The 21,231-nt window shown below is 60.9% G+C and carries 21 protein-coding genes; 10 read left to right on the forward strand and 11 right to left on the reverse strand.

Going from position 1 to position 21,231, the window contains the following annotated elements; all coding sequences use genetic code 11:
* Positions 1-23: 23 nt before the first annotated feature.
* The 4 genes from B3I26_RS26910 to ssuE all read left to right on the forward strand — a co-directional run bounded on the left by B3I26_RS26910 (position 24) and on the right by ssuE (position 4,933).
* Positions 24-1,247 carry a glycosyltransferase family 4 protein gene (locus B3I26_RS26910; RefSeq protein WP_296262386.1) on the forward strand — a complete coding sequence of 408 codons (1,224 nt, stop codon included), beginning with the start codon at positions 24-26 and terminating at the stop codon, positions 1,245-1,247.
* Between the two features lie 13 nt (positions 1,248-1,260).
* Positions 1,261-2,673: an undecaprenyl-phosphate glucose phosphotransferase gene (locus B3I26_RS26915; protein ID WP_296262388.1), complete on the forward strand. Its 1,413-nt coding sequence runs from the start codon at positions 1,261-1,263 to the stop codon at positions 2,671-2,673.
* 159 nt (positions 2,674-2,832) lie between these two features.
* Entirely contained in the window at positions 2,833-3,915 is a 1,083-nt protein-coding gene (locus tag B3I26_RS26920) for a polysaccharide biosynthesis/export family protein (protein ID WP_296262390.1), read from the forward strand.
* A 436-nt stretch (positions 3,916-4,351) separates the two neighbouring features.
* Entirely contained in the window at positions 4,352-4,933 is a 582-nt protein-coding gene (gene ssuE / locus B3I26_RS26925; protein ID WP_296262391.1) for an NADPH-dependent FMN reductase, read from the forward strand.
* Positions 4,934-5,314: 381 nt separating this feature from the next.
* Here the strand turns inward: ssuE and B3I26_RS26930 are convergent, their stop codons facing one another.
* From B3I26_RS26930 to B3I26_RS26940, 3 genes are all read right to left on the reverse strand, one after another.
* Complete coding sequence (locus B3I26_RS26930) at positions 5,315-5,590, reverse strand: hypothetical protein (protein WP_296262393.1); 276 nt, start codon at positions 5,588-5,590, stop codon at positions 5,315-5,317.
* Positions 5,591-5,862: 272 nt separating this feature from the next.
* Entirely contained in the window at positions 5,863-7,233 is a 1,371-nt protein-coding gene (locus B3I26_RS26935; protein ID WP_296262394.1) for a gluconate:H+ symporter, read from the reverse strand.
* Positions 7,234-7,383: 150 nt separating this feature from the next.
* Positions 7,384-8,274: a LysR family transcriptional regulator gene (locus B3I26_RS26940; RefSeq protein ID WP_296262395.1), complete on the reverse strand. Its 891-nt coding sequence runs from the start codon at positions 8,272-8,274 to the stop codon at positions 7,384-7,386.
* Between the two features lie 129 nt (positions 8,275-8,403).
* On the opposite strand from B3I26_RS26940, the gene B3I26_RS26945 reads away from it, so the two are divergent.
* The 3 genes from B3I26_RS26945 (at position 8,404) to B3I26_RS26955 (ending at position 11,600) form a co-directional block, all read left to right on the forward strand.
* Positions 8,404-9,105, forward strand: a complete 702-nt coding sequence (locus tag B3I26_RS26945) for a CoA transferase subunit A (RefSeq protein ID WP_296262396.1) — start codon at positions 8,404-8,406, stop codon at positions 9,103-9,105.
* A gap of 151 nt (positions 9,106-9,256) precedes the next feature.
* Entirely contained in the window at positions 9,257-9,913 is a 657-nt protein-coding gene (locus tag B3I26_RS26950) for a CoA transferase subunit B (protein ID WP_296262397.1), read from the forward strand.
* 268 nt (positions 9,914-10,181) lie between these two features.
* Entirely contained in the window at positions 10,182-11,600 is a 1,419-nt protein-coding gene (locus B3I26_RS26955; RefSeq protein WP_296262398.1) for a short-chain fatty acid transporter, read from the forward strand.
* 101 nt (positions 11,601-11,701) lie between these two features.
* On the opposite strand, the gene B3I26_RS26960 is transcribed toward B3I26_RS26955, so the two are convergent.
* Positions 11,702-12,382: a LysR substrate-binding domain-containing protein gene (locus tag B3I26_RS26960; protein WP_296262399.1), complete on the reverse strand. Its 681-nt coding sequence runs from the start codon at positions 12,380-12,382 to the stop codon at positions 11,702-11,704.
* Between B3I26_RS26960 and B3I26_RS26965 the strand changes: the two genes are divergently transcribed.
* Positions 12,383-13,123 (forward strand): DMT family transporter, encoded by a 741-nt coding sequence (locus tag B3I26_RS26965; RefSeq protein ID WP_296262400.1) that lies wholly within the window; start codon positions 12,383-12,385, stop codon positions 13,121-13,123.
* A 43-nt stretch (positions 13,124-13,166) separates the two neighbouring features.
* Here B3I26_RS26965 and B3I26_RS26970 read toward each other — a convergent pair whose 3' ends face one another.
* Positions 13,167-13,484 carry an antibiotic biosynthesis monooxygenase family protein gene (locus tag B3I26_RS26970; RefSeq protein ID WP_296262401.1) on the reverse strand — a complete coding sequence of 106 codons (318 nt, stop codon included), beginning with the start codon at positions 13,482-13,484 and terminating at the stop codon, positions 13,167-13,169.
* Positions 13,477-14,199 (reverse strand): CTP synthase C-terminal region-related (seleno)protein, encoded by a 723-nt coding sequence (locus tag B3I26_RS26975; protein WP_296262403.1) that lies wholly within the window; start codon positions 14,197-14,199, stop codon positions 13,477-13,479. Before B3I26_RS26975 ends, B3I26_RS26970 begins: the two co-directional genes overlap by 8 nt.
* Before the next feature lie 50 nt (positions 14,200-14,249).
* Here B3I26_RS26975 and B3I26_RS26980 point away from each other — a divergent pair, with 50 nt between their 5' ends.
* Positions 14,250-15,173, forward strand: coding sequence for a LysR family transcriptional regulator (locus tag B3I26_RS26980; protein WP_296262405.1), 924 nt, complete (start codon positions 14,250-14,252; stop codon positions 15,171-15,173).
* An 87-nt stretch (positions 15,174-15,260) separates the two neighbouring features.
* Here B3I26_RS26980 and B3I26_RS26985 read toward each other — a convergent pair whose 3' ends face one another.
* From B3I26_RS26985 to B3I26_RS27000, 4 genes are all read right to left on the reverse strand, one after another.
* The gene (locus B3I26_RS26985; protein WP_296262407.1) at positions 15,261-16,175 is read right to left on the reverse strand and encodes a helix-turn-helix transcriptional regulator; all 915 of its coding nucleotides are present in this window, start codon (positions 16,173-16,175) and stop codon (positions 15,261-15,263) included.
* 77 nt (positions 16,176-16,252) lie between these two features.
* On the reverse strand, positions 16,253-16,942 hold the full coding sequence (locus B3I26_RS26990) for a fumarylacetoacetate hydrolase family protein (RefSeq protein ID WP_296262410.1): 690 nt from the start codon (positions 16,940-16,942) through the stop codon (positions 16,253-16,255).
* 162 nt (positions 16,943-17,104) lie between these two features.
* Positions 17,105-17,869, reverse strand: coding sequence for an SDR family oxidoreductase (locus B3I26_RS26995; RefSeq protein WP_296262411.1), 765 nt, complete (start codon positions 17,867-17,869; stop codon positions 17,105-17,107).
* A 62-nt stretch (positions 17,870-17,931) separates the two neighbouring features.
* Positions 17,932-18,867 (reverse strand): 2-hydroxyacid dehydrogenase, encoded by a 936-nt coding sequence (locus tag B3I26_RS27000; protein WP_296262412.1) that lies wholly within the window; start codon positions 18,865-18,867, stop codon positions 17,932-17,934.
* Between the two features lie 326 nt (positions 18,868-19,193).
* Between B3I26_RS27000 and B3I26_RS27005 the strand changes: the two genes are divergently transcribed.
* Positions 19,194-20,336: a glycerophosphodiester phosphodiesterase gene (locus tag B3I26_RS27005; RefSeq protein ID WP_296262624.1), complete on the forward strand. Its 1,143-nt coding sequence runs from the start codon at positions 19,194-19,196 to the stop codon at positions 20,334-20,336.
* A gap of 112 nt (positions 20,337-20,448) precedes the next feature.
* Here B3I26_RS27005 and pyrF read toward each other — a convergent pair whose 3' ends face one another.
* Positions 20,449-21,147, reverse strand: a complete 699-nt coding sequence (pyrF, locus tag B3I26_RS27010) for an orotidine-5'-phosphate decarboxylase (RefSeq protein WP_296262625.1) — start codon at positions 21,145-21,147, stop codon at positions 20,449-20,451.
* Positions 21,148-21,231: the final 84 nt, after the last annotated feature.

Below are 21,231 nucleotides of genomic sequence, written 5' to 3' on the forward strand. Positions count from 1 at the left end.
TCGAGCCGCCTGCAGAGAATTCCATGAAAATTGCAATCGTCCACGACTGGCTGGTGACGTACGCCGGTGCCGAACGGGTTTTGGCATCGCTTCTTAAAATCTGGCCCGAGGCGGATCTGTTCTCCGTCATCGACTTCCTCAGCGACCAGGACCGCGCGCAACTGGGCGGCAAAGTGGCCACCACCACCTTCATCCAGCGCCTGCCCAAGGCCCGCACCAAGTACCAACGCTACCTGCCGCTGATGCCGATGGCCATCGAGCAACTGGACCTGTCCGGTTACGACCTGATCATCAGCAGCAGCCACGCAGTGGCCAAAGGCGTGCTGTGCGGCCCTGACCAGTTGCACATCAGCTACGTGCATTCACCGATCCGCTACGCGTGGGACCTGCAGCACCAGTACCTGAAAGAAGCCAACATGAACACCGGCCTGAAGGGCAAAGTGGCGCGGATGATCCTGCACTACATGCGCATGTGGGATCAGCGCACGGCTGCCGGGGTTGATGACTTCATCGCCAACTCGCACTTCATCGGCGCACGCATTACCAAGTCCTACCGGCGCGAATCCACGGTGATCTACCCACCGGTGGATACACGGGGTTTCTCGATCCAGGAAGACAAGCAGGATTACTACTTCACCGCATCACGCATGGTGCCGTACAAACGCATGCCGATGATCATCCAAGCCTTCGCCGCCATGCCAGACAAGCGCCTGGTGGTGGTCGGGGACGGGCCGGAAATGGAAAAAGCCAAGGCCGCGGCCGCCCATGCACCGAACATCACCTTGCTGGGTTATCAACCGTTCGCAGTGCTGCAAGAGCACATGCGCAATGCCAAGGCGTTCGTGTTCGCCGCCGAAGAAGACTTCGGCATCAGTCCCGTTGAAGCACAAGCCTGCGGTACGCCGGTTATCGCCTTTGGCAAGGGCGGTGTGGTGGAGACGGTCTGCGGCCTGGAACACCCGCAACCGACCGGGGTGTTCTATCAGGAGCAGAGCACGGCGTCGCTGATCGAGGCTGTTGAAACCTTCGAGGCCTCGCACGGGCGCATCACCGCCCAGGCGTGCCGGGCCAATGCCGAGCGTTTCAGCGAGGCGCGCTTCGAACAGGAAATACGTCAATTCGTCGAATCGCGTCTCAGCGCCTCGCGCCAGTCCCGTCAGCCCATGCCCTACCGAGCGCCTCAAGTCGCTCCAAGCCTGGTTGCCAGCGACCTGACCGCCCGCGTTGTTCCGATCAAATCAGTCTGAGCGAGCCTAAAACATGAGCACACCCCTTCGCGGCATCCTGCATGCTCATCAATCCTCCTTGTCCGTCGCGCACCGTTTGCTCGATCTGGCCGTCATCGCTATTGCCGGCTACAGCATCACCGTGCTCACCGGCTCCCCGATGGGCACCGAAGCCTGGATGCAGATCCTGCTGGCAGCCGTGGCGTTCCACTGGCTGGCCGAATACCACCAGCTCTACGGTTCGTGGCGCGGCGAACGCATCGTGCGCGAACTGTTAAAGGTCGCCAATTACTGGGGACTGGCGTTCGTCCTGCTGCTGTCCGTGGATTATCTGCTGCTGCACCCGGATAACCTTGCCGATGACTCACAGATGGCCTGGTTCGCCACTACCCTGATGGCGCTGTGCGGTTACCGCCTGGCCATTCGCAGCCTGTTGCACACCTTGCGCAGCCGTGGTTTCAACGCACGGCGCGTGGCGATCGTCGGCACCGGTCATTGCGGCGAGCGTCTGGCGATGTCGATCGAAAGCGCGCCGTGGATGGGCCTGGACCTGCTGGGCTTCTACGACGAAACCCCGGAGCAGATGGACCTGGCGCGGATCGGCCGTCGCATCCCGGTGCTGGGCGACCTGGACCAACTGATCGCCGACGCTCGCGACGGCAAGATCGACAAGGTCTACATCACCTTGACCCTGGGCGCCCAAGCGCGCCTGCAAGAGCTGATCACAGGCTTGAGCGACACCACCGCGTCGGTTTACGTGATCCCGGATGTGTTCATGTTCGAGTTGCTCCACGCCCGCAGCGAAAGCATCAATGGACTGCCGAGCATCAGCATTTTCGACTCGCCCATGGACGGTGCCTGGAGCATGGTCAAACGCGTCGAGGACATCGTGCTGTCGAGCCTGATCCTCGCCATGATCGCCCTGCCGCTGTTGCTGATTGCCTTGGCAATCAAGTTCACATCAAAAGGACCGGTGCTGTTTCGTCAGCGCCGCTACGGGCTGGACGGACGACCGATCATGGTCTGGAAATTCCGCAGCATGAGCGTTCAGGAAAACGGCGACGTGGTGAACCAGGCCACGCGCAACGACAGCCGGATCACACCTTTGGGCGCATTGCTGCGGCGCACCTCGCTGGACGAGTTGCCGCAGTTTTTCAACGTACTGCGCGGCGAGATGTCGATCGTCGGTCCGCGCCCCCACGCGGTGGCGCACAACGAGCAATATAGAAAGCAGGTGTCAGGCTACATGCTGCGACACAAGGTCAAGCCGGGCATTACCGGCTGGGCGCAGATCAACGGCTGGCGTGGCGAGACCGACACGCTGGACAAGATGCAGAAACGCGTGGAATTCGACCTGCAGTACATCGAGCACTGGTCGGTCTGGCTGGACCTGAAAATCATCCTGCTGACGCTCTTCAAAGGCTTCGTCAACAAGAATGCCTTCTAAAAATCTGCCAATAACAACGACTTTGCTGCAGCCGACGGGCGCGAGGGGAGGTGCATAGGTGCGTGAAATAACGTGATCCGATGTTCGGTGTGAGTAAGGGAAGCAAAGAAATCACTGCGGTGCCAGTACGCACCTATTAGGATTAGAAGGAACATTCATATGAAAGTAACGTTAGCGGTCGTGCTGCTTTCCAGTCTGGTGTTGCAAGGCTGCGCATTCGCCCCGGGTCAATACATGTCACTGAGTGATGTCACCGATAAAGACCCGGACGGGCCGGCGGTGACCCTGGTCAATATCACCCCGGCCACCCTGGCCCAGCAGCAGAAGACTGCCGCCTCCCAGGCCAAGCCGTTGCCACCTGAGTTGCTGAGCTACAAAACCCCTGAATACGTGGTCGGACCGGGCGACGCCCTGTTGGTCACGGTGTTCGAACACCCTGAGCTGACCGCGCCAGGATCCCAAGAGCAACTGGACGCCAACAGCCGGGAAGTGCTCAACGACGGCACCGTGTTCTTCCCGTATGTCGGCCGTATCCAGGCCGGTGGCAAGACCGTTTCACAGATTCGCGACCAGCTGCGCATGGGCTTGCTGCCGCAGTACACCGAGGTCAAGGTCGACGTCAAAGTGTTGCGTTACAACAGCCAGCGCATTCTGCTGTCCGGTGCATTCAAGGCGCCAGGGCCACAACCTATCACCAATATTCCGCTGAGCCTGGTTCAGGCCATCAGCACCGCCGGCCTGGACCTGACCGACGCCAACCTGGCGGGTCTGACGCTGCGTCGTGACGGCAAGGATTACGTGATCGACGTCGACTCGCTTAATCGCAAGGATTCGCAACTGAGCAAGATCTACCTCAAGGACGGCGATTACCTGCACCTGAACAGTAATTCGAAGAACAAGATCTATGTACTGGGCGAAGTGTTGAACCCGCAAGTGATCTCGTTCAGCACCACCAGCGTAACGCTGCTCGAAGCCCTCGGCACTTCTGGCGGGTTGAGCCCGGAAGCGGCTGACGGTGAAGCGGTGTATGTGATTCGCGCACAGGATGCGACGCACTCGGCGACGGTCTACCACCTCAATGCCAAGAAGCCGACTGCTTACGTGTTGGCCAAGGGTTTCGAGTTGACGGCGCAGGACGTGGTGTATGTCGGCCCAGCCAATATCACCCGGTGGAGCCGTTATGTGAGCCAGTTGCTGGGTTCGAACAACATTGTTCAGACCGGCGCAATGTTTAGGCACTGACAACAGCGTTGAACATGTCGCTTTGAGCGATGAGTTAGATGCAAGCGTGAAAATAGAGAATCCTCGCAGCGTGTTGGCTGCGGGGATTTTTTTTGTCCGGCGTTTGGGATGCGGGGTTGGAGTGCGCATCTGTTATCAGCTGGTGCTGGTCAGGGTCCGGCGCGTAGGACGGCCACCGCTCATTGCCGGGCAACAACTGTTGCCCGGCAAACAGTAAATCAACACATGCAAGCTTTCCTGCCGTTTCGACCGACTCTATTCTTCAGCGCTTCGGCCTGCAGCCATTGCATTTGCTATACCACCCGTTGATCGGCAACGCTGGCACGCATGCTGCTTTGAAGCTGTCACAAGGTCTATCCGCCCACTCAATTTCGCGTCGAACGCGACCTGCAGAGTGCGCTCAGCACTCCGGGTGCCGACCTCAAGGAATCACAGCATGTTGGTAGTTTCAATCTCAGGCAGCCCGTCCACCCGCTCACGCTCGGGCGTCGTGCTCAAGCACGCGGCGCAATGGCTCGCCGATCGTGGCGTGGACGTCAAGGCCGTACGCATTCAGGACTTCGATGCAGAGGATCTGCTGTACGCACGCTTCGACAGCCCGCAAGTGGTGGCCTTCATCGACGCCGTGGCTCGGGCCGACGGTCTATTGATCGGCACACCGGTCTACAAGGCTTCGTTCTCCGGCGCGCTGAAAACCCTGCTCGACCTGCTGCCCGAGCGTTCCTTGCACGGCAAGGTGGTCTTGCCCCTGGCCACCGGCGGCAGCATCGCTCACATGCTGGCGGTCGATTACGCGCTCAAGCCTGTACTGTCAGCGCTCAAATGTCAGGAAGTGCTGCATGGCGTGTTCGCCATCGACAGCCAGATCAGCTACGGCGACAACGAACTGGGGGGCGATCTGGATGAGCTGTTGACCCAGCGCCTGCATGACGGGCTGGACCATTTCCTGCTGGGCCTGCAACATCGCAACAATGCGCGGCATAAAGAAGCGGGCGGGCATTTGAAGCTGGCCCTTTGAAGAGGCGGCAAGCGATGCGCCTCACGCGCAAGCAATCCAGCCGGGTAAGCCTCGCTTGCCGCTTGAGGCTTACCCGCGCAGCAAGGGATACAACGACAGCATCAACCACGCACCATCCCCGTGTTGAACAGCCGCAACCACAGCGGATCACGCAGCACACTGCGCAGCAACGCTGAACCGCGCCCACGTGACCAGAGCCGGCAGGTTAACGACGCCGAATACCAACGGTGGATGTGTGATTTTCAGCCGTCACGCTATAGAAAGCCCGAGGACAGGCACCTGGAAAAAGACGCTGACGTTGACCATACAGCGCCATAAGCGCTGCGGTTCTCATAAAACTGTTAAATCAGGGCAATCAATGGAGCGACCCGACGCGGGTGATCAGCCTTGGCGCGCTTTGCTGAATGCGCTGATTTCGACGTTGATTTCACCACGGTTATCGAACTCGTGAGCCCGTTGCAGTTGAGGCTGGGCCATCAACTGCGCCTTGCGGGCCTGATAAGCGTCGTAGGACAAGCTGCGACGGTTCAAGTCTTCAAGGGCCAGTTGATGGGTTTCTTCAGGGGAGTAAGGGCGCAGCTCGGGATGATTGCCAGCCGCACAGCCGGAAACGACAACGGCTGAAAGCAACATGGCAAAGGCAAGAAGACGGTTCATGGGAGCCTCCGAATCGGCTCGTCTCTGGAATGCAGCCAAGGCTACGCCTCTGCGTTTTCCAGCTGAAATCAGTCGTCTTGATAGTGGCTATCGGTGTTGCACAAACGCCGGGGGCGCGCAGCGGCGTCCACGGCGTACCGCCTACCTGTGGAACGTTGCGCAGGTTACGCCACTGGTGAAGGCGGTGCAGCGGTCACGCCGCACTCCCCCCGTCCCACAGCTCGCCAGTGCCTAAAGCGCCCAAAGGGTCGCGTATCAGGCCATGGGGCGGCTCACACCAACCAATGCCACAACAGCAACGTGCCGATCAGTCCCACCACCGAGACGATGGTTTGCAGCACCGACCACACCCAGATCGTCTGCTTGAGCTGCAATCCAAAGTACTCGCGCACCATCCAGAAGCCCGCGTCGTTGACGTGGCAGAAGAAGACCGACCCCGCCCCGATCACCAAGGCCACCAGCGACGCTTGCACCGGCGCAAGGCCAGCCATCATCGGCGCGAGAATACCCGCGGTGGTGGTGGTCGCCACCGTTGCTGAACCCGTCGCCTGACGCAGTGCCACCGCGATCAGCCACGCCAGCAACAGATACGGCATATGCGCGCCTTCAGCCACCTTGCTGATGGTCTGGCTGACGCCGGCATCGAGCAGTGTCTGTTTCAGGCCGCCGCCAGCACCGATGGTCAACAGCAACACAGCGATCGGCGCCAAGCTCTTGCGCAGCGTCCCGCCGACGTGCTCCCGCGAGATGCCATTGGCCCAGCCCAGGCAGACCGTGGCCGCCAACACCGCGATGCCCAACGCAACCAACGGCTCGCCGAGGAATTTCAGGGCCAACGCGACGTGACTTTCAGGGTCCATCGCCACTTTGGCCAGCGTGCTGCCGAGCATCAGGATAACCGGCAGCAGGATGATCAACAGCGAGATGCCAAACCCTGGCTGGCGTTGGACGTTGGGCTTGGCCGAAAACAGTTCACCCAACTCGGCGGGCTCCTCGACATGCAGGCGCTTGGACAGCCAGTTGCCGTACAGGGGGCCGGCCAGGATCACCGCCGGCACCGCGACGCACACCCCCAGCAGCATGGTCAGTCCCAGATCGGCGTGCAGTGCACTGACCGCGATCAGCGGGCCGGGGTGCGGCGGCATCAAGGCGTGCAGCGTGGTCATGCCGGCGAGGGCCGGAATCGCGATTTTCAATAACGGCTGGTTGGACTGGCGTGCCATGACGAAGATGATCGGCACCATCATCACCAGGCCCACTTCGAAGAACAGCGGCAAGCCAATGACCATCGCCACCAGCGCCATGACCCACGGCAGGCGCTTGCCCTTGCCCAGCACCAACAGGGTCGAGGCAATCCGGTCCGCAGCCCCGGACTCGGCCATCATCGCGCCGAGCATCGCACCCAGCGCGATGATGATCCCCGCCTCCCCGAGAATTCCCCCCGCGCCTTTGCTGAACGCTTTTGCAACGCCCTCCGCTGGCAGCCCCGCTCCGATCCCTGCGATGAAAGTGCCCACCAGAATCGATAGAAACGGCGGGAGTTTGGTGGCGCTGATCAGCACGATAATCGTGGCAATGGCGATCAGGCAGCAGATGATCAGGCGAGTGTCATGAAACACCCAGGCAGCAGACGACAAATCCAACGTGGAACCCCTTATCGTTTGGTTTTATGGCAGGTGTGAGGCTGAAAGCTTCGAAACAATTTGTTTCAGCCGGCCAGACGATACCGGATGCGGCATTGCGTCGCAGCGAATTTTTTACAGGGTTTGGCACAAATGCCCGTTCGCCTATCTTCACACCCGGTGCTGTGCGCACTCGATCAGGACATCCCTCAGCGCCTGCGCCGCGGCCGACAATTTGTGATCGGCCAGGGTCATCATGCCGATCCGCCGCTCGATGCGCGGACCTTCCAGGGCGATGCAGCGCGCGCCCAGTTCTTCCATCTGCTGAATGCATAACGACGGCACCGCGCTGACTCCAAGGCCGTTGGCAACCATGCGCCCGACCGTCGCCAGCTGATGGCTTTCGAACGCCACCGACAGCTTGCCGTGGCGGGTCTGCAAGTCCTGCTCCAGCAACAGACGCACCGCCGAAGGCCGCTGCAGCGTGATGAAGTCATGGTGCAGCAGTTCGTCCCAGGTCACCTCGCCCTGCTGTGCCAGCGGCGAATCCATCGGCACCACGGCAACGAAACGGTCCGTGTAAAACGCAGTGAAGGTGAGGTTGTTGGCCGACTCCGGTTCAAAGCCAATGCCCAGTTCGACGCGACGATGATCGACCATCTCCAGTACCTGCTCATTGATCACGTCATGCACTGCGACGTTGACCCGCGGGTAGCGTTGACGAAATACCTTAAGCGCGACGGGTAAGAGGTTCCCGGCAAACGACGGCATTGCCGCAACGGAGACCTTGCCCATCTGCAAGGTGAAACGTTGACGCAGCAATTCTTCGGCGTTGTCCCAATCGGCAAGCAGTTGCCGAGCCAAAGGCAGCAACGTTTCGCCCTCGGGGGTGAGGCTGACGTTGCGCGTGGTGCGGCTGAGCAACTGCCCGCCCAGATCCTCCTCCAGCGCCTTGATGGTCAGGCTCAAAGCCGGCTGCGACAAATGCAATCGCTCCCCCGCCTGGGCAAAACTCAGGCACTGCGCCACTGCGAGAAACGCCCGGAGCTGTTTCACGTTCATATATTTGGTTTTCTTATCAATCCATGAAAAAAACAAAATTAACAAATCACTGGGTGCGGGGGAAGATGCGATGAACGCTTTCCGGCATACACTTTGTCGGACATAACTACAAAGAAGGCGGGATAGAAAATGGCAGGCCTCGATAAACGAGTTTCGACGTACGAACAAGCCCTGGCCGGGCTGACCGACAACATGACGGTGCTTTCCGGGGGCTTCGGCCTGTGCGGTATTCCGGAAAATCTCATCGCCGAGATCAAGCGTCTGGGTGTGAAGGGCTTGACCGTCGTGTCCAACAACTGCGGCGTTGACGGGTTTGGCCTGGGCATCCTGCTGGAAGACCGGCAAATCCGTAAGATGATCGCTTCCTACGTCGGTGAAAACGCCCTGTTCGAACGCCAGTTGCTCAGCGGCGAACTGGAAGTCGAACTTACCCCCCAAGGCACCCTCGCAGAAAAAATGCGCGCAGGCGGTGCCGGTATCCCCGCGTTCTATACCGCCACCGGCTACGGCACGCCTGTGGCCGAAGGCAAGGAAACCCGTCAGTTCAATGGCCGCAACGTGATCCTGGAAGAGGCCATCACCGGCGACTTCGCAATCATCAAGGGCTGGAAAGCCGACCATTTCGGTAACGTGGTCTATCGCCACACCGCGCAAAACTTCAACCCGGTCGCGGCCACCGCCGGCAAGATCACTGTGGTTGAAGTCGAGGAAATCGTCGAGCCGGGGGTGCTGCTGCCGACCGAGATTCACACGCCGGGCATTTATGTGGATCGCGTGATCCTGGGTACTTTCGAGAAACGCATCGAGCAGCGCACGATCAGAAAAGCCTGACGCAGGCCTGACCGTCCAACCCCCCATTGATTGATCGGCAGCGAATGACCTGTAATCCGACTTGCCGGCGGTGACTTGATAAAGAACGCGACCACCGCACGCCAGTCTGTTGCAGGATCGTACACCGACAGAATAAAAGAGACCTACGATCATGGCACTCTCCCGCGAACAAATGGCTCAGCGCGTTGCGCGCGAACTGCAAGACGGCTTCTACGTGAACCTGGGTATCGGCATTCCGACCCTGGTCGCCAACTATGTGCCTGACGGCATCGACGTGATGCTGCAATCGGAAAACGGCCTGCTGGGCATGGGCGCATTTCCTACCGAAGAAACCATTGATGCCGACATGATCAACGCAGGCAAGCAAACCGTGACGGCACGCAAAGGCGCTTCAATCTTCTCCTCGGCCGAGTCCTTCGCCATGATCCGTGGCGGCCATGTCGACCTGACCGTATTGGGCGCCTTCGAAGTTGACGTCGAGGGCAATATCGCCTCTTGGATGATTCCCGGCAAACTGGTCAAGGGTATGGGCGGCGCGATGGACTTGGTGGCCGGCGCCGACAACATCATCGTGACCATGACCCACGCTTCCAAGGATGGCGAGTCGAAGCTGCTGTCGCGCTGCAGCCTGCCGCTGACCGGCGCCGGCTGCATCAAAAAAGTGCTGACTGACCTGGCTTATCTGGAGATCGAAAACGGCGCCTTCGTCCTGCGCGAAACCGCGCCGGGCGTAAGCGTCGAAGAGATCATCGCCAAGACCGCCGGCAAACTGATCGTGCCGGATGATGTGGTCGAGATGAAATTCTGACGGACGTCAGTCGCTTGCATTGAGCCGGCCTGTAGCAGTACGGCTTGCGGCCGGTGGCGATCTTAAAACTGTCACGCCGGCAAGTGCTGCTGCTACAACCACGCCGACCTCTTGATAGACCCGCGTCGTATTGATATTCCACCCAGCCTCTTCCGCAACGAAGGGGCTTTGCTGTATCTAAGGCTGCAACCTTTCTGCACCACCGCCGACACTAAGAAAAGCTATCGCCATAGCACCTGAACAATAACTCCAAGAGGTAAAAAAACCCGTGGCCGCCAATATCGAAGAAAGTCGCTCCGCCCGATTTGCCCTGCGTTGCGCCAAGTGGGCCGAGCGCTGGTTCCCTGACTCCTGGGTGTTCGCCGCCCTGGCCGTGGTGATCGTCACCCTTGCCACGCTCGTCATCGGCGCTAAACCCGCCGACACCGCCAAAGCCTTCGGCGATGGTTTCTGGAGCCTGATCCCGTTCACCATGCAAATGGCGTTCGTGGTGATTGGCGGCTACGTCGTCGCCAGTTCGCCACCTGCCGTCAAACTGATCGACCGTTTGGCGCGCATCCCGAAAAACGGTCGCTCGGCCGTGGCCTGGGTGGCGTTGATTTCGATGAGCGCATCCTTGCTCAACTGGGGGCTGTCGCTGGTGTTTGGCGGGCTGCTGGTACGTGCGTTGGCCCGCCGTACCGATCTGAAAATGGATTACCGGGCGGCCGGCGCAGCCGCGTATCTGGGTCTGGGCGCAGTCTGGGCGTTGGGCCTGTCGTCGTCGGCGGCGCAGCTGCAAGCCAACCCGGCGAGCCTGCCACCTTCGATCCTGGCGATCACCGGGATGATCCCATTCACCCAGACCATCTTCCTCTGGCAATCGGGCGTGATGCTGCTGGCGCTGATAGTGGTCTCGGTCGTCGTTGCCTACGCCACCGCTCCGGGCCCCACCAACGCACGTGACGCCAAGGAATGCGGCGTGGATCCAGCGTTCAGCCTGCCGCCGTTGCCGCCGCGCACCCGTCCTGGCGAGTGGCTGGAATACAGTCCGTTGCTGATCATTCTGATGGTGCTGCTGGCGTCCGGCTGGCTGTACAGCGAGTTCAGCACCAAGCCTGCGATCACCGCTATTTCAGGCCTGAACACCTACAACTTTCTGTTCATCATGCTCGGTGCCTTGCTGCACTGGCGTCCGCGCAGCTTTTTGGATGCCGTAGCCCGCGCCGTGCCGACCACCACTGGCGTGCTAATCCAGTTCCCACTGTACGGCTCGATCGCCGCGCTGCTGACCACGGTCAAGGGCGGTGACGCGCAAACCGTCGCGCACCACATCTCGACCTTCTTCACCAGCATCGCGTCCCACGACACCTATGCGCTGTTGATGGGCGTGTACTCGGCGATCCTCGGTTTCTTCATTCCGTCCGGCGGCGGCAAGTGGGTCATTGAAGCGCCTTATGTCATGCAGGTCGCCAGCGACCTGAAATATCACCTGGGCTGGGCGGTGCAGATCTACAATGCGGCCGAAGCGTTGCCCAATCTGATCAACCCGTTTTACATGCTGCCGCTGCTCGGCGTGCTGGGCATCAAGGCGCGGGACCTGATCGGCTTTTCGTTCGTACAGCTGCTGGTCCACACGCCGTTGGTGCTGTTCCTGTTGTGGGCGTTGGGCATGACCCTGACGTATCTGCCGCCGGTCATGCCATAACACCTCTCTATTAATGCCACTCGTAACAACACAGCCTGCCGGCGGCAGTGATTAAAACGCCGCTACCGCCGCCAAGCTGAACGCCACGGACGTTTAATCCGCTAGGGTTCGGCGCTTTCGCGGGTCTGCTGGATCAACCACTCTTTCAGCGCTCGCACCGTGGGGCGCTGGATCGAGTGTTTAGGCTGTACCAGGTAATAACCTTTCGCCAGCGGCAAGCGCTGCGCGAAAGGCTCGACCAGCAGACCGTTTGCCACTTCCTCCTGGGTCAGCCACTCGCTGGTAATGACCACTCCCTGATGCCGCCGCGCGGCTTCTATGGCCATCAACGACTGGTCAAAGTGAATGCCGCAAATCCCGATGCCTGCTTCTGCGTCAATGCCTGCAAAGCGTTGCAGCCATTGAGCCCAATGCGGGTGCAGCGTGTTGTGCAGCAAGGTGGCGCGGCGTAAATCCCCAGGCGCACGCAATCCCAGCTGTTCGAGATAAGCCGGGCTGCCGTAAACCCGCGCGTCGTCGCGATGCAGCAATTGCACGTCCAGCTCTGGCGCGTGGCCGTCGAAATGCCGGATCGCCAGATCGACCCGCTCGCTGCTGAAATCGGTGAGGGCAACCGTCGAGCTGAGGTGCAGGGCGACATCGGGATAACGCTCCAGAAACCCGGCCATGCGTCGGGCGAACCATTTGGCGGCCAGGCTCGGCGGCATGCTCAGCCAGACATCTTCGGCTTTTTGCCGATCCTTGCCTACGCCCTCACCACCCGCGCCCTGAGCTGGCGGCATGTGCGCTACGTCCATCACTTCGTAGTCATGGCACTGCTGGCAACGGCGGTTTACTACTACCTCTACGCCGAGGGCACGGCGCTGTTGCTTTCGAGCGTGGCCGGCCTGCTCAGCGGGGTAATTCCGCTGTTCACCTTCGGCTGCGCGTTCCTGTTCCTGCGCGAAGAAAAACTCAATGCGCGAATGACGCTGGGCGTGCTGCTGGGCTTTGTCGGCGTACTGTTGATCGCTCGCCCCTGGGCCGGCGGCGATTCGGCGATTTCGCTGCAGGGTGTGATTGACATGATGCTGGGCTCGCTGAGCATCGGTTGCTCATTCGTTTACGCCAAGCGTTTCCTGACCGGCCTGAACATCTCGGCGGTCGCGCTGTGTACTTACCAGATCGGCCTGGCGCTGGTGATGCTGCTCGCCGTTACCGACCGAACCGGTATGGCGCACATCACCGAAAGCCCGAAAGCCCTGATCGGCCTGGCCCTTGGGTTGGGGCTGTCGGGCACCGGCGTGGCTTACATCCTTTACTACTTCATCGTCGAACGGCTAGGCGCAGTGGTCGCTGCGTCGGCAACCTACATCCCGCCGATTGTCGCGTTGCTGATCGGTATCTTCGTCGCCGGCGAGCCGGTGCATGGGCTGGATCTCGTGGCGATTGCGGCGATCCTGGGCGGGGTGTTGGTGTTGCAAAGCGGTCGGCGGATGGCAGCACAACAGGCGTCGGCCAAAGACGCTGTCGCCGACGCCTGAGCGTTACGCAACGCCTGAAGCACATCCCCGAGACCCGGGTCGATCAATAGCTGTAACTGCGCTCCACACGGGTCACGCGTGTGTGATAGGAGCGGTACCAGATCGCGCGGCCACGCTCGCGGATCTGCCGATGTTCCGGGTGATTTTTCCAGCCCAGAATCGCTGCTTCATCGGTCCAGTAAGAGACCGTGATGCCCAGCCCATCTTCGCTGCGAGCCGATTCCACTCCGAGAAAACCCGGCTGAGCCTGCACCAGCTCGAACATTCGCTGCGAGGCCTGTTCATATTCCTGCGCGCCGGTCGCGGTACGAATCGAGGTGAAAACCACAGCGTAATACGGCAAGGGAAGCGCTTCAGTCATCGCGGCTTGCTCCGTTCTTGGCGCAGGCCACCACGAAGGCCTTGACCAAAGGCGGCGTAATGCCGTCCAGCGCCGCCCGCTCAGGTTGAAACAGGGTGGCGACGAAAAACGGATGATTCGCAAGCTCAATCGCGCGAACTTCCCCGTCGTGGTCGTAGCCGGACACCTTCAGCGGCCCGGTGAACATCTCGGCCTCCAATGCCTTGCGCAGGCCATACCGGCAGCGATAGCGCTCCTGGGTTTGCAGCGCGCCGTAGGCCTTGGCGATCTGTGAGCCGGGCAACAGGCGAATCGGCGCGAATGCTTCAATCAGTGAGCAACTCAGAGGGGTAATGATTGCGCGCGGCGATTGCGGTGCAGTTTCGCCATGCTCGGCATCGACCCAACCCAGATGATTGCGGGCGTACTCCAATACCGCATGCTGATAGCCGCCGCAGGTTCCCAGAAAAGGCACTCGGCCCTCGCGGGCAACACGAATCGCGGTCAATGCGCCATCCATATCGCGATAGGGGCTGCCGGGCACACACCAGATACCGTCGAAGGTGCGCAGACAGCTGCCGTCGCCGATCTGCGGTGTCGGCAGCCAGAGCGGCTCGACATTCACTGCTGCTTCGCCTGCTGCCCTGGCCAAGGCCACCGGGATCGCCTGATGCGCGGCCACGCCTTCGTCGTAGTCCCCCACCAACGCAATACGGATCGTCTGCTTCTGTTTCATGCCTGCTCCTTGATATCAAAACGCTTTGCGATAGGGTCGGTGCTGACTATATGCTTGCCGCCACGCAATCAGAATTGGCGTCCGAGCAAGTGATCAATGCAGCCACGCACTATCGAATCAACCATGCAGACCTTGCCCTGATCCTTGCGCTGGTACGGGGCAAGACATTGGCGCGTGCCGCTGAACAGCTCAAGGTCGATGTGTCCACGGTGTTTCGTGCCGTGCGCAGGCTTGAAGCCTGTGTCGGCACTGCGCTGTTCGATAAAAGCCGCACCGGGTATCGGCCGACCGGTGCCGCGATTGTGCTGGCACAGCAAGCGGAAAGCGCCGAACAGGCGCTGGCGTTGGCGCAGATCAGCCTGGAGCAGGGCCAGCAGATCGTCAGCGGCACCGTGCGCCTGACCTGTACCGAAGCGGTGCTGCAGAACCTGCTGTTGCCCGCGCTAACCCGCTTCATGCCCGACTACCCTGGCCTTAAGCTTGAACTCAACACGTCGAGCACCTTCGCCAATCTTAGCCGGCGCGACGCCGACATCGCCCTGCGCCTGACCAATAGCCCACCCGAGCACCTGGTGGGTACTCGTCTCGGCACGGTGTCCTATCAACTCTGTGCCAGCGATTCATACCTGCGCCGTCACGGCACGCAGGAGCACGAGGCGATGCACTGGATCGCGCCGGATGATTTTCTCCCCGACCACCCGACAGTCACCTGGCGGCGCCAGCAATTTCCCCAGGTGAACCTGGCCTACCGCTGCAGCTCGATGCTCGCCGTCGCGCAGTTGGCGCGTGCAGGCATGGGCGTGGCGGCACTGCCCGACTTCATGCTGCGAGAAGGCGACGATTTGCAGCGCTTGGGGGCGCCGCTTGAGGGTTACGACACAGCGCTGTGGCTGTTGACCCGGCCGGATTGCCGGGCTCTGCGTTCGGTCTCGGCGTTGTTCAGCGAACTGACCCATACCCTGAAGCTTGGGTGAGCGTCGGCGACTGAACCCGGCCCGTGCCGCCAGCTCCGCCCGCCACTGAACCCGTCGATGCCGCGTCGTACGGCTATCCGGGCGTAATCAGCGGGTTTCCCCCACGCGCTGCTGCCGTCGAAACTGCCCCGGCGGGACGCCGTGAGCCTTGCGAAACCGACGTGAGAAATAGGCCTCGTCGGTAAAGCCGCAGAGCTCGGCAATGTGACTCAGCGACTTGCTGCCGTTCATCAAATGCGTTCGCGCCAGTCGCATGCGTCGCTCCAGCACCAGCTCGGAAAACGTGCTGCCGGTTTCCTTGCGCAGCAGGTGGGTCAGGTAGTTGGGTGAAAGAAACGCCGCTGCCGCCGCATCGGTCAAGGTCATGGCCGGATCGCCGATGTGCTCGCGAATGTAGACCATCACCCGCCCCATCGCGTCGCGCCGCCCTCGCCGCTCGGCTCTATTGGTCGACAGCGCCAGCAACTGGGGCTCGAACAGATTGCAGACGTTGCCAATCAGCTGCAGCAGGTAGCCGCGCAGCATTGACCCTGAGCCCAGTTGCCGGTGCTGATCGGCTTCACGCATCCGGGTCAGCAGCATGGATATTTGTGCGAAGTCCGCATCGCCGAGGGTGTAGTCCAGATGCTCCTGGAAACGAAACGGGGCCAGCTCCGGGGCCTCGTTCAACGGTACGTCTTCCAGGTCCATCGGGTCGCATTCCAGGTGCTGCAAGAGAAATTCCTGCGAGAAGTTGATCAACACGAAGTTGCCGTCGTGCGGATGGGGAATCACGTGCAGGCGATGAGGCAGGATGAAGGCCAGTGTATTGCGCGGAAACGGTCGGATGGCGCCACCGATATGCTGCACGGTGTCGCCGCCGAGGTTGATCTGGATCTGGAAATATTCGTGGCGATGGGGAGCGGTCAACGCCGCACGTGCAGACTTGTCGCGGATATAGAAATCCATGCGGTCGCTGCGTTGCTGCATGCCATAGGTCTGGATGCGGGACGGATTGGCCATCGCTGAGGCACCTGAAATCACCGGGTTCGGACCGCCGCATGTTAGGACACACGCGGCAACCGGACCAAACGATTCGCTTAGTCGATCGTAACGGTCAGTTCCGCCAGCCCTTCGATACCGGCAGTGATTACGTCGCCGCGCTTAAGCGACCCCACACCGGCCGGGGTACCGGTATAGATAAGGTCCCCGGCCTTCACGCCGACCGACTGCGAGAGGTAGGCAATCACATCCCTGACCGCCCAGATCTGGTCAGCCAGATCGCCGCGCTGGCGGGCTTGTGCGTTGACGTCGAGCCAGATGGCGCCGCTCTCCGGGTGGCCGACCTTGCTCACCGGCAGCAATGCAGTGGCGGGCGCAGAGGCGTCGAACGCCTTGGCCCACTCCCAGGGACGCCCCATCTTCTTGGCCTGCGCCTGCAGGTCGCGACGGGTAAGGTCCAGACCGACGCCATAGCCCCAGACATGGCTCAGGGCGTCTTGCGGATCGATATTTACGCCGTCCTTGCCAATGGCAACCACCAGCTCGACCTCATGGTGCAGATCCTCGGTCAGCGGCGGGTAAGGAATGCTGCCTTCGGCCGGAACCACGGCATCTGCCGGCTTGGCAAAGAAAAAAGGCGGCTCGCGATCAGGGTCATGGCCCATTTCGCGGGCGTGCTCGGAGTAATTGCGACCGACGCAGAACACGCGGCGGATTGGGAAACGGCTGGAAGTGTCCACCACCGCCAGCGATGGCGTGGCCACAGGTTCAATGACGAATTCGCTCATGCTCATGTCCTCGAAAAGAAAATGCTCGACATGGACCCAGTGTGCCGACTGTGCAGCTGGCCGAGTTGGACAGATCCCTTGGGGTTTTGGACGGAACAACGGTCTCTGGTGGATGACTGGTCCGGGAGGGGTGCTCTGCATGGCCGATCATCCAGCCGTCGATCAACCACGCCCCACGAACGGCATGTTGCTGGCCATTACGGTCATGTTCAGCACATTGGCTGACAGCGGCAGGCTGGCCATATAGCTCACGGCGTCAGCCACGTGCTGCACGTTCATCGTCGGCTCGACCTGCAGTTGGCCACTGGGCTGCAACACGCCCTTGGTCATGCGATCGGTCATTTCGGTCAAGGCATTGCCGATGTCGATCTGCCCACAGGCGATGTTGTACTGCCGGCCGTCCAGCGCCGTGCTTTTGGTCAGCCCCAACACCGCATGTTTGCTGGAGGTATAGGGTGCGCTGAACAGCCGCGGTGTATGGGCTGATATCGAGCCGTTGTTGATGATCCGCCCGCCCTGCGGCACTTGCCGGCGCATCAGGCCGAATGCAGCGCGCACGCAGAGGAACATGCCGGTGACGTTGGTATCGATCACGTTCTTCCACTGCTCGACCGACAATTCGTCCATCGGCACCGCAGGTGCCCCAATCCCGGCGTTGTTGAACGTCACGTCCAGACGACCGAAGGTGCTTTCGATGGCCGCGAACAACGCCTCGACGCTGGCCGCGTCACGCACATCGGTGGACACCGCCAACGCCTGTTGACCGGCTGCCTTGGCCTGTTCGGCCAGCGCCTTCAACGGCTCCAGGCGACGCCCGGCCAGGACCACGGCATAACCGTCCTTCAACAGTTGCAAGGCAACGGCACGACCGATGCCGCTGCCTGCCCCCGTTACCAGCGCGACTTTCAAGGAAGATGATGAAGACATGAGCGATTCCTTATTTTTGTATGAGGGGTTGGAGAGAAAAAATCCGGCTTTTTTCAAAAAACCTAACCGCGCACAGGCGTCAGCACCGGCTTACCGGCATAAAACGCCAACAGGTTATCGGCCACCTTCTGCACCGTGGCACGCGAGGCTTCCGGCGACAGGCCCGCCAAGTGCGGCGTCAGAACCACGTTATGCAAGGTTTTCAGCGCATCCGGCACCTGCGGTTCATCGTCGAACACATCCAGCGCGGCACCCGCCAGACGCCCGTGCTGCAAGGCATCGACCAACGCATCAGTGTCCACCACGCTGGCCCGCGCGATGTTCACCAGAAAGCCTTCAGGCCCCAGCGCTTCGATGGCCGCCTTGTCGATCAAATGGCGAGTTCCGCCGCCGCCGGGTGTGGCCACGATCAGAAAATCGGATTCTGTTGCCAGTGCCAACGGTGTCGCGAAATAACTGAAATCGACATCGTCACGTCGAGAACGGCTGTGATAGCTCACCTGCATATCGAAGCCTAGCGCACGCTTGGCGATTGCCATGCCCACCGCGCCAAGCCCCAGAATGCCGATGCGCTTATTGGCAAACGATGGCCGCGTTACCTTGCGCCACTCGCTGCGCCGCACCGAGGCATCGGCCAGCGGGATGTCTCGCACCGCTGACAGCAGCAATGCCATTGCATGGTCGGCCACGCTCGGCGCATTGACCCCGGCGCCATTGGTCACGACGACACCCCGCGCCTCGGCGGCCGCCAAATCCACCTGCTCATAGCCGGCACCTAGCACACAGACGATGCCGAGCCTGGGCAATGCCGCCATCTCGGCCGCCGAGATGCCAAGCGGTCCGCGCGTCAGCACCGCATCGATCTCGGCACCCCGGGTCGCCACGGCCTCGGCTCGCATCGCTGGCGTTGGCGCCAATATCAGACGGAACCCGCTGTCCTCCAGAATGGGCAAGTACTCGTTCACGTTTTCGACCAACACCAACACCGTCTTCGTCATATTCGCTCCGTCGCGCAACATTCGATGGCACAGACAGTAGCGCGAGTTAGAGCGGTTGTGGAGCGGCCTTGCGATCTAACGTCATAAAACTTCATGAAACTGTCGCCCTGCGCCCAGACTCGTCGCAATGGCTCAACGCCGGATTGACCAGAGGTTCAGGACGACAGGTGTTTTCCCGCTGCGACAGCCAGGTTGCCCGCACGCCCGATACCTGTTTATGGTCACAGGTATGCGCCAGGATACGCAGCAGCGACCGCTGACTGAGTGCGCAGCGGCGAGACACGTCGCTTCATGAATGAATCATGCCTATAAGGAACGTCATCACCATGCTCAAAGGGTTCTCTCGAACGTTGCTTTCCAGAACATTGCTCAGCTGCGCGCTGGCCGGGATCATGTTGTCGTCGGGAGCCGCCCTGGCCGCCGCCGAACCTGGCAAGGCATTGGCCGCCAAGATTGGTGTGCCGTGGCCAGCGGTGATCGCTCACCGGGGCGCGTCATTCAACGCGCCGGAGGAAACCGTACCGTCCTACACCCTGGCCCGCGAGCTGGGCGCGGACTATCTGGAGATGGACATCCAGCGGACCAAGGACGGGGTACTCATCGCTCTGCATGACGATACGCTGGAGCGCACGACCAACATCGCCGAGGTTTATCCGAATCGCGTCAAAGACCCGCTGAGCAGTTTCACGCTGGAAGAAATCAAGCGCCTGGATGCCGGCTCATGGTTCAACAAAGCGCACCCGGACCGTGCCCGCGCCAGCTACGCAGGGTTGAAAATTCTGACCCTGGACGAAGTGATCGATATCGCCGAGGGCGGGAAGAATAAGCCGGGGCTGTACATCGAGACCAAGGTGCCCGCGCAGTTTCCGGGCATCGAAGAGGATCTCAAGAAAAAACTCGAACAACGCAGCTGGCTGAGCCAGCGTCCTGCGGCCGGGAAAGGACATGTGAATGTGGCGCACACGTCGGGTCGCGTTGTGCTGCAAACGTTCGAGAAGACAAGCCTGGAACTGTTGCAAAAAGCGATGCCGCAAACGCCCAAGGTGTTGTTGCTGTGGTTGGGTGACGGCTCCATTCAAGCGGCGTCCGACACGACCTTCAAGGAGTCGGGTGCGAAGGACAAGGCCAGTTTCTACGCCACTCAGCAAGTGAAATCCAAAGAAGAGTTCGCCGCATGGATGGACTGGGCCAAAGCCCACGGCGCCATTGGCACAGGCCCGGCATCGGCGCTGAAGAACGGTGGCGACCAAAGCTACATGGATCTGGTGCAGCCATGGATGAACCAGATGGCCCACGACCGCGGCCTGATCATCCACCCGTACACCGTAGACGATGCGGTGGACTTCCAGGCGATCAGCGCACGCGGGGTCGACGGGTTCTTCACCAACCGGGCCGCCGAACTGCTGAAATTCTACGGCAGGCCTTCGAAGGAGAGCATCGAGTCGATCCTCAAGCGCATCGGGTACTGAACCTTACATGATTCAGTCATGATCAAGCAGGTGCCGGCTTGCGGGTGAGCCGGCACGCCAACCTGTAGCGACCCGGCAAACGGACTGCAACAGGGCATGCCTGATCCGCTGGTTACGCCAGCTCGGCCACCACCGCTGCCAAGGCATTCGCCGGATCGGTGGCCTGGCTGATCGGGCGACCGATGACCAAGTAGTCGGAGCCTGCATCCAGTGCCTGACGCGGGGTCAGGATGCGGCGTTGGTCGTCCTGTGCACTGCCGGCCGGGCGGATTCCGGGAGTCACCAGTTGCAATGACGGGTGGGCGGTTTTCAGGGCCTGCGCTTCCAGCGCCGAACACACCAAACCGTCCATGCCGGCCTTTTGGGCCAATGCCGCCAGGCGCAGCACCTGCTCTTGCGGCTCGATGTCCAGACCGATGGCCGCCAGGTCTTCACGCTCCATGCTCGTCAGCACGGTTACACCGATCAACAAAGGTTTTGCACCCGTACGTTGATCGAGCACGTCGCGGCAGGCCGCCATCATGCGCAGGCCGCCTGAGCAATGCACGTTGACCATCCACACGCCCATTTCGGCCGCAGCCTTGACCGCCATGGCCGTGGTGTTGGGAATGTCGTGAAATTTGAGGTCCAGGAACACGTCGAAGCCCTTGTCGTTCAGGGTTTCGACGATGCCCGACGCGCTGCTGGTAAACAACTCCTTGCCAACCTTGACCCGGCACAGTTTCGGGTCCAACTGGTCGGCCAGTTTCAACGCGGCTTCGCGGGTCGGGAAATCCAGGGCGACGATGATGGGGGTCTGGCAGGCGGACATGAGCGGGTTCTCTGGCAAGTCGAAATCGGCGCGCATTGTAGCTGAACATCCTGCGGGACGGGACCCGATGATCGGCAAACGCTG

Origin of the sequence: Pseudomonas sp. UBA5706, from assembly GCF_002419965.1 — a bacterium.
In the GTDB taxonomy this organism is placed as follows: Bacteria; Pseudomonadota; Gammaproteobacteria; order Pseudomonadales; family Pseudomonadaceae; genus Aquipseudomonas.

Bases quoted from the DNA above. Each gene is read 5' to 3' on its own strand.
- B3I26_RS26910 (WP_296262386.1), top strand. From the start codon at position 24: ATGAAAATTGCAATCGTCCACGACTGGCTGGTGACGTACGCCGGTGCC.
- B3I26_RS26915 (WP_296262388.1), top strand. From the start codon at position 1,261: ATGAGCACACCCCTTCGCGGCATCCTGCATGCTCATCAATCCTCCTTG.
- B3I26_RS26920 (WP_296262390.1), top strand. From the start codon at position 2,833: ATGAAAGTAACGTTAGCGGTCGTGCTGCTTTCCAGTCTGGTGTTGCAA.
- ssuE (WP_296262391.1), top strand. From the start codon at position 4,352: ATGTTGGTAGTTTCAATCTCAGGCAGCCCGTCCACCCGCTCACGCTCG.
- B3I26_RS26930 (WP_296262393.1), bottom strand. From the start codon at position 5,590: ATGAACCGTCTTCTTGCCTTTGCCATGTTGCTTTCAGCCGTTGTCGTT.
- B3I26_RS26940 (WP_296262395.1), bottom strand. From the start codon at position 8,274: ATGAACGTGAAACAGCTCCGGGCGTTTCTCGCAGTGGCGCAGTGCCTG.
- B3I26_RS26945 (WP_296262396.1), top strand. From the start codon at position 8,404: ATGGCAGGCCTCGATAAACGAGTTTCGACGTACGAACAAGCCCTGGCC.
- B3I26_RS26950 (WP_296262397.1), top strand. From the start codon at position 9,257: ATGGCACTCTCCCGCGAACAAATGGCTCAGCGCGTTGCGCGCGAACTG.
- B3I26_RS26960 (WP_296262399.1), bottom strand. From the start codon at position 12,382: ATGCCGCCAGCTCAGGGCGCGGGTGGTGAGGGCGTAGGCAAGGATCGG.
- B3I26_RS26970 (WP_296262401.1), bottom strand. From the start codon at position 13,484: ATGACTGAAGCGCTTCCCTTGCCGTATTACGCTGTGGTTTTCACCTCG.
- B3I26_RS26975 (WP_296262403.1), bottom strand. From the start codon at position 14,199: ATGAAACAGAAGCAGACGATCCGTATTGCGTTGGTGGGGGACTACGAC.
- B3I26_RS26980 (WP_296262405.1), top strand. From the start codon at position 14,250: ATGCTTGCCGCCACGCAATCAGAATTGGCGTCCGAGCAAGTGATCAAT.
- B3I26_RS26985 (WP_296262407.1), bottom strand. From the start codon at position 16,175: ATGGCCAATCCGTCCCGCATCCAGACCTATGGCATGCAGCAACGCAGC.
- B3I26_RS26990 (WP_296262410.1), bottom strand. From the start codon at position 16,942: ATGAGCGAATTCGTCATTGAACCTGTGGCCACGCCATCGCTGGCGGTG.
- B3I26_RS26995 (WP_296262411.1), bottom strand. From the start codon at position 17,869: ATGTCTTCATCATCTTCCTTGAAAGTCGCGCTGGTAACGGGGGCAGGC.
- B3I26_RS27000 (WP_296262412.1), bottom strand. From the start codon at position 18,867: ATGACGAAGACGGTGTTGGTGTTGGTCGAAAACGTGAACGAGTACTTG.
- B3I26_RS27005 (WP_296262624.1), top strand. From the start codon at position 19,194: ATGCTCAAAGGGTTCTCTCGAACGTTGCTTTCCAGAACATTGCTCAGC.
- pyrF (WP_296262625.1), bottom strand. From the start codon at position 21,147: ATGTCCGCCTGCCAGACCCCCATCATCGTCGCCCTGGATTTCCCGACC.